At 41.7% G+C, this 14039-nt stretch carries 10 protein-coding genes and 1 pseudogene; 7 read left to right on the top strand and 4 right to left on the bottom strand.

The annotated features are described in order from the left end of the window. Positions 1-202: 202 nt before the first annotated feature. Positions 203-424: pseudogene (locus tag V7K84_RS12560) on the top strand (DUF6009 family protein); the annotation flags it as partial. Positions 425-571: 147 nt separating this feature from the next. Continuing rightward, on the top strand, positions 572-1105 hold the full coding sequence (locus V7K84_RS12555; RefSeq protein ID WP_334838445.1) for a hypothetical protein: 534 nt from the start codon (positions 572-574) through the stop codon (positions 1103-1105). A gap of 90 nt (positions 1106-1195) precedes the next feature. Here V7K84_RS12555 and thrC read toward each other — a convergent pair whose 3' ends face one another. Then, positions 1196-2287 (bottom strand): threonine synthase, encoded by a 1092-nt coding sequence (thrC, locus tag V7K84_RS12550; protein ID WP_334838443.1) that lies wholly within the window; start codon positions 2285-2287, stop codon positions 1196-1198. Positions 2288-2933: 646 nt separating this feature from the next. On the opposite strand from thrC, the gene V7K84_RS12545 reads away from it, so the two are divergent. Beyond that, positions 2934-3128, top strand: coding sequence for a hypothetical protein (locus V7K84_RS12545; protein ID WP_334838441.1), 195 nt, complete (start codon positions 2934-2936; stop codon positions 3126-3128). Between the two features lie 100 nt (positions 3129-3228). Here V7K84_RS12545 and V7K84_RS12540 read toward each other — a convergent pair whose 3' ends face one another. Continuing rightward, positions 3229-5586: a hypothetical protein gene (locus V7K84_RS12540; protein WP_334838476.1), complete on the bottom strand. Its 2358-nt coding sequence runs from the start codon at positions 5584-5586 to the stop codon at positions 3229-3231. A gap of 256 nt (positions 5587-5842) precedes the next feature. Here V7K84_RS12540 and V7K84_RS12535 point away from each other — a divergent pair, with 256 nt between their 5' ends. The 3 genes from V7K84_RS12535 to rtcA all read left to right on the top strand — a co-directional run bounded on the left by V7K84_RS12535 (position 5843) and on the right by rtcA (position 10475). Then, complete coding sequence (locus V7K84_RS12535) at positions 5843-7510, top strand: iron uptake porin (protein WP_334838439.1); 1668 nt, start codon at positions 5843-5845, stop codon at positions 7508-7510. Positions 7511-7912: 402 nt separating this feature from the next. Further along, a complete protein-coding gene (locus V7K84_RS12530; protein ID WP_334838438.1) occupies positions 7913-9280 on the top strand; it encodes an FAD-binding oxidoreductase in 1368 nt (455 codons plus the stop codon). 145 nt (positions 9281-9425) lie between these two features. Then, positions 9426-10475 (top strand): RNA 3'-terminal phosphate cyclase, encoded by a 1050-nt coding sequence (gene rtcA, locus V7K84_RS12525; RefSeq protein WP_334838437.1) that lies wholly within the window; start codon positions 9426-9428, stop codon positions 10473-10475. Between the two features lie 2 nt (positions 10476-10477). On the opposite strand, the gene V7K84_RS12520 is transcribed toward rtcA, so the two are convergent. Both V7K84_RS12520 and V7K84_RS12515 read right to left on the bottom strand, forming a co-directional pair. Next, the gene (locus V7K84_RS12520; protein WP_334838436.1) at positions 10478-11275 is read right to left on the bottom strand and encodes a Rho termination factor; all 798 of its coding nucleotides are present in this window, start codon (positions 11273-11275) and stop codon (positions 10478-10480) included. Continuing rightward, a complete protein-coding gene (locus V7K84_RS12515; RefSeq protein ID WP_334838435.1) occupies positions 11272-12615 on the bottom strand; it encodes an AAA family ATPase in 1344 nt (447 codons plus the stop codon). The genes V7K84_RS12520 and V7K84_RS12515 overlap by 4 nt, the downstream gene beginning before the upstream one ends. Positions 12616-13318: 703 nt before the next feature. Here V7K84_RS12515 and V7K84_RS12510 point away from each other — a divergent pair. Continuing rightward, positions 13319-13540 carry a hypothetical protein gene (locus V7K84_RS12510; RefSeq protein WP_334838433.1) on the top strand — a complete coding sequence of 74 codons (222 nt, stop codon included), beginning with the start codon at positions 13319-13321 and terminating at the stop codon, positions 13538-13540. Positions 13541-14039: the final 499 nt, after the last annotated feature.

Here is a 14039-nt window from a genome sequence, read left to right as displayed (position 1 = left end):
ACTTGGCTTAATGCTGATGAGTTGAGCAATACCCCATGAAAACACAACTTAAATCATCATTTTTTCAGATGGATGATGAGGACTCATTGAGATGGGAATCTGAAATCATCTGGAAGATTCCCCCAAAGGATATGCCTTATGTCCGGCATCTATTCAAGTACTGTTCTACTGTGGATAGATCAATTAGACACGGCAAGCTGGCTACGCTATCCTACGACCCGGTTTAACGTGTGAGATAGGCTTTTTGCGTCGTGTCTTTCTTCTGAACCCTGAAGACAGGTATTTTTGCCCTGAAGGTATCTACAGCTACGGTGTGCCCATAGAAGCTATTGACCCGCTAACCGTTTCACCCGGTATTCTCGGAACTGTAACCGATAGAGCGCTAGGCAATGTCACGCTAGCTTCTCGCTCGTCACTTGCATAACTCTGAGAACTTTTGATGCCAAGATGGTGTAGTCAGTCTTTAGTATGAAAGTAGTATACTTGTTCTAGCAAGAAGATAAACCATCGTGCTTTTTTGATTGGCGAAAAACAGTATTATAGTACTTTTATAGTACGTACAAGGATAAAAATGGCTGAAAATACTAATAATACGGCTGCTTTAACACAACAGTGGTTGACAGAAATCCAGGTAATCAAAGAGCAGATGGCACAGCTGCAACACGAGCGCGATACGGCTTGGGAAAGTGCCCAAAAATGGCGTCAGCTTTACAACACAGAAGCAGAACAACGCCGCACAGATACCCAACTTTCCCAACAGACGATCGCCTCTCTCAAGGCAGAACTGCATAAACTCCAAGGTCTTGAAGTAGACACACTGGCTGCTGGGACACCAGTAGCGATTCAACAAGAAATAGAACAACTAAAATCTGTGGAAGACTTGCAAGCTAAACTTATCGCCGCGATTAAAGAACGCGATCGCCTCTTGCAAGCTTTGAAAACTGAGCAGGATAATCACGCCCAAAGCCGCAATAGTCTGACTACTGCCTTGGGTGATGCTATTGATAGCTTGACGCGAGAGCGAGCAGGGGCGGGGGGCAGGGGGGCAGGGGGGCAGGGAGCAGGGGAGCAGGGGAGCAGGGGAGCAGGGGAGAAGTTGCAGTAAGTTTTTCTCCTCTGCCCCTCTGCCCCTCTGCCCCTCTGCCCCTCTGCCCCTCTGCCCCTCTGCCCTCTGCCTCTTCCCATGCCCAATGCCCTAAAATCCCATTGCCTTGGCTACTGCGCCTAGTTCTGCTGCGATACCTTGTTGAAATTGACTGTGATTGTGTTTAATGGCTGTATCTGGGTCTTTTAGACCATTGCCTGTAAGGACACAAACGACTGTTGCCCCTGTGGGAACTTGGTCTTTTACCTGCAATAACCCAGCTACAGAAGCGGCGCTCGCAGGTTCGCAAAAGATACCTTCTGATGATGCCAAAAGTCGATAAGCGTCGAGAATTTCGGCATCGGTAACGGCGTGGAAATTTCCCTGACTGGCGGTTTGGGCTGCGATCGCTAAATCCCAACTTGCAGGGTTGCCAATGCGAATTGCTGTTGCTAGGGTTTCGGGATGCGCCACTGGCTCACCGTGTACTAAGGGGGCTGCTCCTGCGGCTTGGAATCCCATCATCTTGGGTAGGCGATCGCACTTTCTGGCTTGATGATATTGACAAAATCCCATCCAATATGCGGTGATATTTCCGGCATTGCCCACGGGAATACATAACCAGTCTGGTGCATCACCCAATGCATCGACAATTTCAAAGGCTCCTGTTTTCTGTCCTTCTAGGCGGTAGGGATTGACTGAATTCACCAAAGTAATCGGATAGCTTTCGGCCATCTCGCGGACAATTTCTAGCGCTTGGTCAAAATTACCTTTAATTGCCAATACTTCTGCGCCGTACAGTAATGCTTGAGCTAACTTGCCCAGCGCCACATAGCCATCGGGAATCAGTACAAAGGCATTCATGCCTCCCCGTCTGGCATAAGCGGCGGCGGCGGCTGAGGTGTTGCCCGTGCTGGCACAAATGACTGCTTTTGCCCCTGCTTCCTTGGCCTTGGAAATTGCCATAGTCATCCCTCGGTCTTTGAAGCTGCCGGTGGGATTGAGACCGTCGTATTTTACAAAAACCCGTACTTGTCTGCCAATGCGTTCTGCGATCGCTGGCGCTGGTATTAGAGGTGTGTTGCCCTCCAACAGAGTCACAATCGGTGTTTCTTCGCTGACAGGCAAGTATTCGCGATAGGCTTCTATCAGTCCGGGCCAGGGTTGGCGATGAGATGTAGCAACAGACAGGCTCAAAGTCACGGGATTTAAAATTTCTTAATGTAAGGATTGGATATTTAGAAAGGGGGGGATCGGGAACCGCAAAATGGAAAGAGGAAGAAAGTAGATTTTTCGTTACCAGTTGCCCGTTCAGAGTTCCCTAATCGAAAAGAATCTTGTTAAGAATATTATTTTTTGTGGTGCAGGCGTTTCACTTGCTATTTTATTTAGAACGTTAATTTATCATAAACCGCCACGGCGACCTTCGCTTCAACAAATTAGCTTAGGGGATACTGACGAGGTGAAATATCATCTGCAAATCTATAGGATTCTTATTTGACTTGCAAGTGCTTCAGCCTATAGTTTTTTCATTATTTAGCGTAATTCTTGATATAGTCTACATAAATTTCTTGCGTAAATTCCTCAAAAACGGCGATAATTGTTTGTACAACCATAATTGATAGAGTATAAATTAACTATTCCTAAGTACCTTCCAGTAGAAGGATGCTTAACACACTTGGGTCAGTGTTTTTTTTGGAACACAGCCATTATAATCACCGTCTTTTATGATTGAACCCAAAACCCATTAGAGTAATTGATTGAAAATGTACAATTATTTAATAAAGCTTAAAAGAGCATTATTATAATATTTCTAATGGTGTGAGTTAAATTGTGGATTTAATTAGCGATGCCTACTTATTTATCTAACGTTTCCGATTGCGAGTCCCAGACTGCCTGGGTCAGTAAGTTAACCAAGTCTTATTATCAAGACGATCAGCAAGCTAAATTGATGCATTTACAAGCAGAGGTAGACTCTCTGTTGCAGCAATTGGAAAACCTGAAGCACCAACGTCTAGCCGAAACCAACCAAAAAGAAGAATAAGTCCATCTTCTAGATAGCGATGTCTACGACGGGCTACGCCTGCGCTTTTCCCCTCTTTAATTTAAATTTGAGTAAAGAGGAAATTTGAGTCAGGGGTGCGTTATTCAAAGCGCTGATTTTTCTCTGACCAGCGCCTCAAACTGTAGTTATGAGCATTTTCTACCAGTAAAGCTAAGGATTGCACCCCTGAAAGCTTGGCGATCGCAGAGAGTCTTTGTAAGTAATTTCTTGTAAAATCAGTGTAAATGACTTTATTTACATCAGACAAAATTATAGTCCGGTCGCGGCGTTGCTCTGGGTTTTCTCCCTGAATTTCAGGTGTCGGCTGATTCAAGGATGCTATGGCTTCTGGTGAGATAGTCAGGATTATTTCTGATTGAGCGTTATTTGTTAAATCAATCACTTGAACGGGCCAATCACCCAATTTTTCCTGCATCTGTTCAAAGCTAGGAATGGCACCAGATGGAACTTCACCGGATTTTTGTAAAGATTGCCACAGACTCGATAGCATTACTTTCACCCCTTGGGGATTTTGTTGATGCAGCTCTCGTAGAGTAATAGGAGATGGTTGTACCCATTCCAGTGCTGCATTTGTCAAAGCTAAAGGCTTGGGTTGGAGAACATCGTTTTGATTATCTGGAATTTTTGGGCCGGCAGCTAATAGGCGCAAAACTTTACCCCGTAGTTGCACCGCTTTGATAGCGGCGATAGTAATTTTTTGTTCTCCATTTGGCAACCAGACTACAATCTGGATTTCCGGGTCAGAAGTGATTCCCATAGTTTTCCAGAAAAATTTGGCGGCATCAGTTTTCGGGGGATTGAAATTCTCAAAGGGGAAATTTAGCCAGCGCTTCCCGTCATTAAATGCACTTACCTCCACCTGATACCAAACTTGGTTATCCGTAAGTTTCAAATTTGCTGGGGAATTTGGTTGCAGCCATTCGGTGTTGGTAACTTGAGTAATTGGTTGCACCGTACCAACAATCTGACTAGGGTGAATAGAGGATATTTGCGATGTACCCTCACCATTGAGTCTTGCCAACAAACCTTGAATATAGTCAAGATTTTCTTTTGTAATTTTTGGTTGCGCCTTTAACCAAGAATTAGCATGTCCTTCTCCCCGCTGCACTGCTAAAATCAACGCGAACCAAGCTTGCACCTCTGGTCTATTTGGGTTCACCTGCAACGCCGCTGCTATGCGATTCCACAACCGTTTTTCATCAGCTTTGAGTAGAGTAGCAATTTCCTGGGCATTATGTGGCGACGCTTCAAATACCTGTAAAGCTTTCTCCCAGCGACCATCAATCAAATCTGCCAGCACTTCTTGACTAGGACTTGCCCAAATCTTCTGGGCTTGAGTTTTAGTAAGTTGAGAATGCAAGCGAATCAAATCCATTTGCGCTTGCGCTACTTCTGGTAAACCTCCTTTGCGCTGTTTCTTAATGAATTTTAACCATTCAAAGGCTGGTGTCCACAATCCACTACGAGCAATTGACAGGGCACTTTGGTATCCAGAATCCTTGAAGACCGATGATTTGAGGCTAATCGCCTCCAATTGAATTGGTTTGAGGAATAACTTTAGAGGTTTAACTTGGTAAACCTGTAAGTGCGGTTCTAAACCTACTGTTTGATCGACAACTAACTCTTTTGTACCATCACCAGTTACCTGCTGCCATTTGGGCAATTGTCCGTTAGGACTAGTCCAAGACAACATTTGTACTAAATTCGTGCGTTCTGGATTGTAGTATACGACGTAACCGTAACAGATAGAACCAGCTGCTTGTTGGCGTTTACCCCGCAAATCAAACCAAACGCCTGATGATGGTGTCTTACCTTCAAAGCGTTGCACTTCAGTTAAAGGTAGGGGAGTACTGATATCCTGGGGTTCTGATGTTCCATCAAGCAAAGAAGAAATCACAAAGGATTCATCTGGGCCAGTTATAGGTAATTGAGTTGCTAGATAGTAGTAATTTTCTGACTGAGATTTAAACTCTAACTCAACCGATCGCTCGTAAACCCTGAGTTCCACCAATTCTTCACAATCAGATTGACAATTAGCACGTTGTTGAAAAACTGGTAGTAAAAATGAGGTTTTCACATCCTGATATAAAGGTAGAGTTTCCCCAAATATTTGGTTTTTTTTACTCAAATCGAGTTGAATTTGTTTGAGAGTTTGGGGGCGTTCGTGCTTACCAAGGGGGATTTGTGCCCATGCAGGTAAAATTTTATTTAGCCAGCTTACTTCGTCTGGATTGAACATGAAGAGAACACTAATCCAGGCAAAAGCCATAATTAGACTAGCACTACTTAAGATAATTGCGATCGCTAGCATTGACGACAACCAACTTCCTCGTTTTAGCTTTTTCTGGGGTTTTTTAACGACGCGTTTCATCGCACCAGTACGAGGTTGATTTGGTTTAGAGGCTTTTGGCTTCAGCTTGCGTGAACGATTTGCCATAGATTCGGGATTAGAGAATTGAGGATTAGGGATTGAGAAACTCATTTCCTAGTCCCCAGTCCCCATTCCCCAATACCCTGTTATACTCGCCCTTGCAAAAGTTGCCCAGAAGCATTAAGTCTAATTTGCGACAAAATCCGTAAATGTCCCCATGTGAACCCTAGACAATCGGGAATACACTCTTCACTTAAGTATGTGAGCAGAGTGTAAAAAATTGAAAGGTAGATTTATTAGCCGCAGTCATTGCAAAACCTGGATGCTCGCATGGTTATTAATTGCGGGAATAAATGGAGTTGCACAAAAAGCATTAGCACAAGAGTACATCAAGACAGAAACTACTCAGGAGATAGGAGTTAAGGGCGATAATATTATGCCCTTATCTCCCTCCCTTTCCCCAGAAGAACCGATGAACCAAGTTACATCGGTATCTCAACTCAAAGATGTACAACCCAACGATTGGGCATTCCAAGCCTTGCAGTCTTTGGTAGAACGTTATGGTTGTATAGCCGGCTATCCAGATAGCAACTATCGCGGTAATCGCGCCTTAACTCGGTATGAATTTGCTGCGGGTGTAAACGCTTGTTTAGATAGAGTCAACGAATTAATCGCTACAGCCACCAGCGATTTAGTCACTCACGAAGATTTAGCAATATTACAAAAATTACAGTCAGAATTTGCCCCTGAATTAGCAACTTTGCGGGGTCGTGTCGATAATTTAGAAGCCAAAACTGCTGAAATTGAAGCCAACCAATTCTCAACAACAACTAAACTCAGTGGACTACTGATAGTTGGCATTCAAGGACGAACTAACAATCGTGGTGATGTTAATCCTAGAGATGGACAAAAAGATACAGATGATAGAGGGACAAATATTGATGTTATATCCTTGGCGCAACTGTATTTAACTAGTCAAATCACTCCTAGCAGTTACTTGTTTACAGGTCTTTTAGATGGTAACGGTACTAGTGGGCCTAGATTTACCAATAGTGTTTCTCGGAATGATGTTTTACTTGGCTACGAATTTCCTACAGATAATTTGATTGTAAGTGACCTCAATTTTCATTGGCTGGTGACAGATAAATTAGCAGTAATGGTAGGAACAGAGGGCGTAAGTATGCCAGCTGCTTTCCGAGGCCCCAATCGGGTAGAAAGTGCTGCAACAGGGCCATTATCTTATTTTGCCCAAAGAAACCCAATTTTAAATATGGGATATGGTCACGGTGGTATAGCTATTGATTGGCAATTTGCTAAACGCGCTAGTTTGCAGGCAATTTATACTAGTTATCAACCAGGAAATCCCGGTAAAGGTAGCGGTTTATTTGATGGAACCACCACTACAGGTGTGCAATTACTGCTGACACCAACCGATACTCTAGACTTAAGTTTGTATTACGTTAATAATTACGCTTCAGATGGTTGTTTGCTAACCTTTGTTGGTGATGAATGCTTAACTACAGTTAATACGACTACCGGAAAATCAGCACCGCTACAAACTAACGCTGTGGGTGCAACCCTCACTTGGCAAATTTCTCCCCATATTAGTGCAGGTGCGTGGGGTGGTTATACTAAATCTTATATTCCTGGGCAATCAGGAAGTGTAGAAACGACAAATTATATGGTGTTTCTGAATTTCCCTGATTTATTTGCTAAAGGAAATTTAGCAGGAATTTATGTCGGTCAACCTCCTAAAATAACTAGTAGTGACTTACCTGTAGGGAATAATGTCCCTGATTTTATCAATACAGGTTTAGGACGTGCAGGCGGACAACCAGGTACGACAACTCAAATTGAAGCATTTTATCGCTTTCAGCTAACAGATAATATCAGTATTACACCAGGAATAATTCATCTTATCCAGCCTGGTAACACACCAGATAGTGACTCAGTTACTATCGGCATTCTGCGGAGTACTTTTAGTTTTTAGTTTTAGTTTCACATAATCAGAAGATTCTGCGGCTTCCCACAGGATGCGTTGCAAGATAGCGCTCAGAACTTTGGGAGATGTTAGAAAATTGGTATAAATAATCAACAGATATCCTTTATAAAGCTTTCTTTGATCTCAACTTCCAATCTCATATGCACCATCTTCTATTTTGGCGCATCTTCATACAGAATTGGTATAAGTGGTATGAACGTTCTGTGAAACATGAGAGTTAAAATTTTAAAACGCAGAGGGGCGCAGAGGGAAGCGCAAAGGTTCGCAGAGAATTAACTCCTCTGCGTTCCTTTGCGTAAACCTTCTCTGCGAGACGCTTCTCTTTCAGAGACGCTAAAGCGAACGCGAATGCGTTCCTTTGCGTTAAAAAAAAAGGATATATTATTATTTATGATGACAAAATTAGATGCTCTGATTAATTCTCTAGAAGGCATAGAAACTATTACCGACTCTACCCAAGTCGCAAAACTATCCCAGGATTATCACACTTTTAGCCCCGTGTTAGTGTCGAAACTAGAGGGAAAAGTTGGGGATATCGTAGTGCGTCCCGCAAATGAAGCAGAGGTTTTAAAAGTTGCAGCCGCCTGTGCAAAACATCGTATACCTATAACTGTGCGAGGTGCGGGAACTGGGAATTATGGGCAATGTGTACCGTTGCACGGTGGCGTAATTTTAGATATGACGCGCTTGCAAGAGATTCTTTGGGTGAAACCGGGGGTGGCGCGGGTAGAAGCTGGAGTGAAGTTGGCAGCTTTGGATAAAAAAACACGAGAAATCGGCTGGGAAATCCGCATGGCACCTTCTACGTACCGCACAGCCACAATTGGCGGATTTATTGCTGGGGGAAGTGGAGGTATTGGCTCGATCCAATATGGTATGTTAGCCGATCGCGGTAATATCTTAGCATTGCGGGTGATAACTGTAGAAGATGAACCCCGTGCGATCGCATTACGCGGCGATGATGTCCAAAAGGTAAATCATGCTTGGGGAATTAATGGCATCATCACTGAAGTCGAAATTCCTTTAGGGCCAGCTTATCCTTGGGCAGAAGTCATTGTCACTTTTGATGACTTTATGACAGCAGCAAAGTTTGGTCAGGCAATTGGTAATGCTGATGGCATGATTAAGAAGTTGATTTCTGTCTTTGCATCCCCAATTTCCCAATATTTTCACGCAGTACAAGAGTATATTCCTGAAGGGACTCACTCAGTATTTTTGATAATTTCCGAACCGAGTTTGGAATTCTTACCGGCTTTGGTGCAGCAATACGGCGGCCAGATTACATATAAAAAATCAGCCGAGGAAGCAGCCAAAGGTACACAATTAGCAGAATTTAGCTGGAACCACACTACCTTACTTGCCCGGAGTGTAGATACTGGTATTACATACTTACAAAGTCTCTTTCCTAGCGATGCCTCCGGCGGGCTGCGCCTACGCAATTTGCAAGTAGTAGAGCAGATGTATAATTACTTCGGCGATGAGGTAATGATGCATTTAGAATTTTTTCGGGTGAATGGTGTCGTAGTTCCTGGTGCATTGCAATTGGTGCGCTACACCACAGAAGAACGCCTCAATGAAATTATCCGCTATCACGAAGAACAGGGTGTGAGTATTGCCAATCCTCATACGTATATTATTGAAGACAGCGGCAGAAAAGTTATCGATCCTGAGCAGTTAAAATTTAAAGAAATAGTCGATCCTTATGGGTTGATGAACCCCGGTAAAAGCAAGGTTATTCAATTCCAAATTCAAAATTAGCAAACTATAGAAACACATATCAGAAATTTCTCTGTATATTTGTGTAACCTACCTCCAAAAAGCTAGTTGCTGGGCGTTTATAATTTGTGGTTTGATTTTAACAGCCGTGGGGATAACCCAAAATCCAACATTCCAATAATCGCCCATGATTGAAATTGACGGTTCCTACGGAGAGGGAGGCGGACAAGTTCTTCGCACTTCCTTAAGCCTAGCCGCCATCACCGGTGAACCCATACGAATTACAGGCATTCGCGCTGGACGCAAAAAGCCAGGATTAGCAGCACAACACTTAACAGCTGTTCGGGCGGCGGCGAGAATTTGTAATGCCCAACTACGGGGTGATGCTTTGGGTTCAATGCTGCTGGAATTCATCCCAGGTAGTGCTGTGCAAGCTGGAATTTATACCTTTGATGTTAGTAAAGCACAACAAGGTGGTTCTGCGGGTGCGATCGCTCTAGTTCTTCAAACAATTCTTTTACCTTTGGCACTAGCATCTGGCAATTCTCTGGTGACACTAAAGGGTGGAACTCATGTAAACTTTAGCCCGACAGCGACGTACATTGAGCAAGTTTATCTGCCCATACTGCAACGCATGGGTGTAGAAGCCCAAGTCAAGTTAGGCGCTTGGGGGTGGTATCCCCAAGGTGGGGGCGAGGTAGAGTTACAGGTGGATGGCGGTGGTAAACTCGGTGGGATCGACTTGTTGGAACGCGGCGATTTACAACAGGTGCGAGGACTAGCAGTGGTGACGGAATTACCTTCCCATATTCCGCAACGGATGGCAAATCGTGCGGAGAATTTGTTACGGGAAGCCCATTTAAAGGTTACTGTACAGACTTTGCGAGAAAGAGGTGTGGCACCTGGGGCGGGTATTTTTTTAACTGCTGAGTATCAGAATAGCTTAACTGGCTTTGGTGGATTTGGGCGTTTGCGGTTGTCGGCGGAAACAGTTGCAGAGATTGCTTGTCAGCAACTACTTGAGTTTCATTACACCGGCGCACCAGTGGATGAACATTTAGCAGATCAGTTATTATTGCCAGCTGCTTTAGCTTCACAAGAAAGTCAGTATCGAGTAGCTGAAGTGAGTAGACATTTGACGACAAATGCAGCAGTTATTGAACAATTTGGGCTGGCGCAAATAATAGTAGATGAAGCTGAGAAAGTAGTGTCTGTGATTCCTGTAATTGGTGGATAAGATTAGAGACTAAACACTTTTTTAAGAGTCTTTATTTTTGTAGTATCAATGCCACATTCAAGTTTAGAGATAGGATTTAAGCTTTTCCATTTGCCTTTACTAGCACTGAATATAATATCAGATGATTTTTCTATATCAATAGCTTCAAAACCATCTATTTTAGATTTTGACAAATAAATCAAACGAGTAAACACTTCATCTCTTGATGCAGATTTAATACTCACAATTTCTGGAGGTGGTGACGGCGGTGAAGGTGGTAATGATGACAAAAAAAATACTTTTGCAAGAGCATCCAACTTTTTGCCTTTAGTAATTCCACATTTCAAGGTAAGAATAGGGTTGAAATTAGACCAAGTTTTGCGATTAGACTCTGCAATTCGGTTTGTGGCAACAATAGGATCTACACTCTTTAAGGCACTACTTGGTTCTGAGATTAAGTATTTAAGTGCAGCTAGAATACTATCTCGTGATGCTGTATTCAAATTTACTTTAGGTAAAACTTCTCTAGCTAAAATTTTTGCCTGCTCAATACTTTGAGGTTCTGATGAGATGACTATGCACCAGACTCGCTCTAACTTAGCTTGTTGAGCAACTGCATATACGAAATGATTACTAACAACTTGATATTGATAGTCACCAATTTCTTTAACAATAACAGGAATCCAATTTCGCCCATCAGCTTCTAAGATAGACTCTGCTGCTGCTTTGATGATAAATTCCGATTCGGAAAACTGATCTCCAGGTTTAAGATCGGTTAACTTCAGATGCATTAGTTTGCCAATATTATCAAAATCACTCATACAATAAAATACTCCTTAGCTAGATCGAGATAATAATTTGTAGCAATACAATGCGTAAAAGCTGCTGGGATTCGAGCAAAGGCTGCACCTGCTACAATTGCATAACTTGGCAGACTGAATATTTTTGTATGGTTATTAGGATAAAAATAAGGACGTAAATTGAAATTAGATGCTTTACTTTCTCTGGTAATAATAGCTTCAATTTCCTGATTTGCTATTCTCAGCTGAGGAGGAGTGATATTTTCACCATTAAAAAATATAGGTAAGGCGATTGGGCCACCATCTTGTCTAGCTGCCTTAATTTTTGGTACTAACTCTTTAATTACTTTAGCTGCATTATTTAGGGATGCTAAATTATTGTGCTTGGTAGGGATCAAAACGACATCGCAAGCGTAGAGGCTACTTTGACTAAAAAACATCCAGTTTGTCGGACAATCTATGAATATATAATCATATTCGTATACCAAAGGTTTTAGAGTATCTTTTAACCTAGCAGCCCCCTTTTCAATTCTTGTTGCTAAGTCTTGCTCTGTAAAATCTAGCAGTTTTGGATCTGCGGAAATAACATCGAATTGGAACACTTGACCAGATTTAAATTTGACTTTAAATGCTTGAACTGTATCGTGAACGTTTAAGTTTCTATCGGATAGACAATCATATAAACTAATTTTTTTTACTTCTAGACCAAGAGATTTAGTTAAATCTCCTTGCTGTGGATCAAAGTCAATTACTAAAACTTGCTTCCCTTGTTGTGCAAAAGTGGCTGCTAAATTGGCAGTTGTCGTAGTTTTCCCCACACCTCCTTTGTTGTTGTAAACACAAACAGTTAAGGCTTTGGGCGGATTGTCAATTAAATGTTTGACATCGGAAACGATAGTATGAATATTCTCTTTTTTAATTAAACTATTTGAAGTTGCAGGAAATATAATTTTTCCATGTCGCCGGAATAACTGGATATAAACTGAATCAGTAATAAGGCCCCATTGAGATGTGTTGCACTTAGAATCAAGTAGATATTGTTTTATTTGCTCTATAGTGTTTATGTATTGAGGAGTGCCTTCTGATAAATTAAATTTAGCTCCTGTTCCTGTTGCTCGTGCTTTGACTTCAACAAGTAAATAGGGATTGCTCTTAGAGAATAAAAAAATATCACCACCAGTATTTTTGCGAACAGCAAAATCTACTGTCCCATGTCCTGTAGGAAATTGTGGAAAACGTTCTTTATCATTAAATCCAAGTGCGTTTATTAGAGGTCTTACAAATATCTCACTGATCAGCGTCTCACTACTCTCATCAGGCAAAATGTTGTCTAAAATCTGGTTCCAGTCTGTAAGTAGCATCACCTAATAAGCAAACGGGAACAATTACAATACCGTTTGTTTGATTAATTGAATCAAATTTGCTACTTAATCGACCTCAGTATTTTTAACTAATCGAATTGATTACTAGATTAAAGCTTTTTCCTAAAAGCGATCGCTAGCAAAACAAAGATGAAGCATAAGTCAATATACCAGGTTAAGGAAAATACATTGCAGTACTAATATTTTGCCTCTATTCCCGATGACAAAATTACCTGTGAGTGTATAGCAACATAGAAAATGCCTCATTTCAAAAGAGTTGAAATGAGGCAAAGGAGCTTATATAAGTAAAAACAGAAAACTTTTGATACTTTATCTAGGGGCATTTGCAATCAATCCTGTAAAGCCAGATTTGTTGTAAGAATAAGCAAATGACAAATTTACAAGGCGATCGCAAGTGGGGTTAAAACTGAGTTCAGTTGTTCTTAATACCTAATACTTACTTAAATATCGAACATAGCCTCTGAATTTACCTCTGCTAAAGGTATATATTTAGGTTAAGTAAGTTTGCGATCGCAAATACAAAGGACTGGGATTGGGCATGGGGTATGGGGCATTAAACACAGAGGTATTTTTTGTTGGCTGTGGTTATGCCCAATCGGGTATAGGACTTTTGCATCTAGTAAATTATGCTCTAGGATAAACCTCTAAGCTTTCTGGACGAATATTTGAACTTTCTGGACGAATGTTTGAACTTTCTGGACGAACATTTGAACTTTCTGGACGAACATTTGAGCTTTCTGGACGAATGTTTGAACTTTCTGGACGAACGTTTGAGCTTTCTGGACAAACGTTTGACTTTCTGGATGAACCTTTGAGATTTGTCGATAGACCTAATTTTTGCCTGGATCGTGCATGGAGTGTTCAGCAAAATAGAAATTTGCCCTATTCCCAACACTGGAAATAAGGCAAAGGAGTTTTTATAAGGGAAGATAGAAAACTTTTGAGAAGTATAGCAGCGTAAATAATTAAAGATTTGCAGTGATGATTTTAGTCCTCTCTACGAGACGCTACGCCAACAAATCAGGGCTGAAACACTTACCATAAAATAATCTTCAGATTTTTTATATTACTTAATATAGTTTTATTTATTCTCGCTGACTTACTTAGTTTATCTAGAGCATTTGCAATTAAACCCGTAAAATTGCATTTGTTGAAATAATAGTCAACTGACCAATTTCCAAGGCAATTGCAAGTATCGTTGAGACTAAGTTCCGTTGTGACTAATACTTGTTATTTACTTAGAGGTTGTTTGAAAAGTGTTTCGCTGTGACTTTAGGCACTTTTAGATCCCCCCTAACCCCCCTTAAAAAGGCAGGGCTGTTTCATTCCACAAGGGCAAGAAGTTTGTCAATATCATGAGAGAGAAATCTTTGAGAAATTGTGATGGAAGTATGACCATTTCG

The sequence above is a fragment of the Nostoc sp. genome (assembly GCF_036917315.1).
GTDB lineage: Bacteria > Cyanobacteriota > Cyanobacteriia > Cyanobacteriales > Nostocaceae > Nostoc.
This window is presented reverse-complemented; position numbering and strand designations above follow the sequence as displayed.

Coding starts and splice junctions, on each gene's coding strand:
- V7K84_RS12555 (WP_334838445.1), top strand. CDS start 572: ATGGCTGAAAATACTAATAATACGGCTGCTTTAACACAACAGTGGTTG.
- V7K84_RS12545 (WP_334838441.1), top strand. CDS start 2,934: ATGCCTACTTATTTATCTAACGTTTCCGATTGCGAGTCCCAGACTGCC.
- V7K84_RS12540 (WP_334838476.1), bottom strand. CDS start 5,586: ATGGCAAATCGTTCACGCAAGCTGAAGCCAAAAGCCTCTAAACCAAAT.
- V7K84_RS12535 (WP_334838439.1), top strand. CDS start 5,843: ATGCTCGCATGGTTATTAATTGCGGGAATAAATGGAGTTGCACAAAAA.
- V7K84_RS12530 (WP_334838438.1), top strand. CDS start 7,913: ATGATGACAAAATTAGATGCTCTGATTAATTCTCTAGAAGGCATAGAA.
- rtcA (WP_334838437.1), top strand. CDS start 9,426: ATGATTGAAATTGACGGTTCCTACGGAGAGGGAGGCGGACAAGTTCTT.
- V7K84_RS12520 (WP_334838436.1), bottom strand. CDS start 11,275: ATGAGTGATTTTGATAATATTGGCAAACTAATGCATCTGAAGTTAACC.
- V7K84_RS12515 (WP_334838435.1), bottom strand. CDS start 12,615: ATGCTACTTACAGACTGGAACCAGATTTTAGACAACATTTTGCCTGAT.
- V7K84_RS12510 (WP_334838433.1), top strand. CDS start 13,319: ATGTTTGAACTTTCTGGACGAACATTTGAACTTTCTGGACGAACATTT.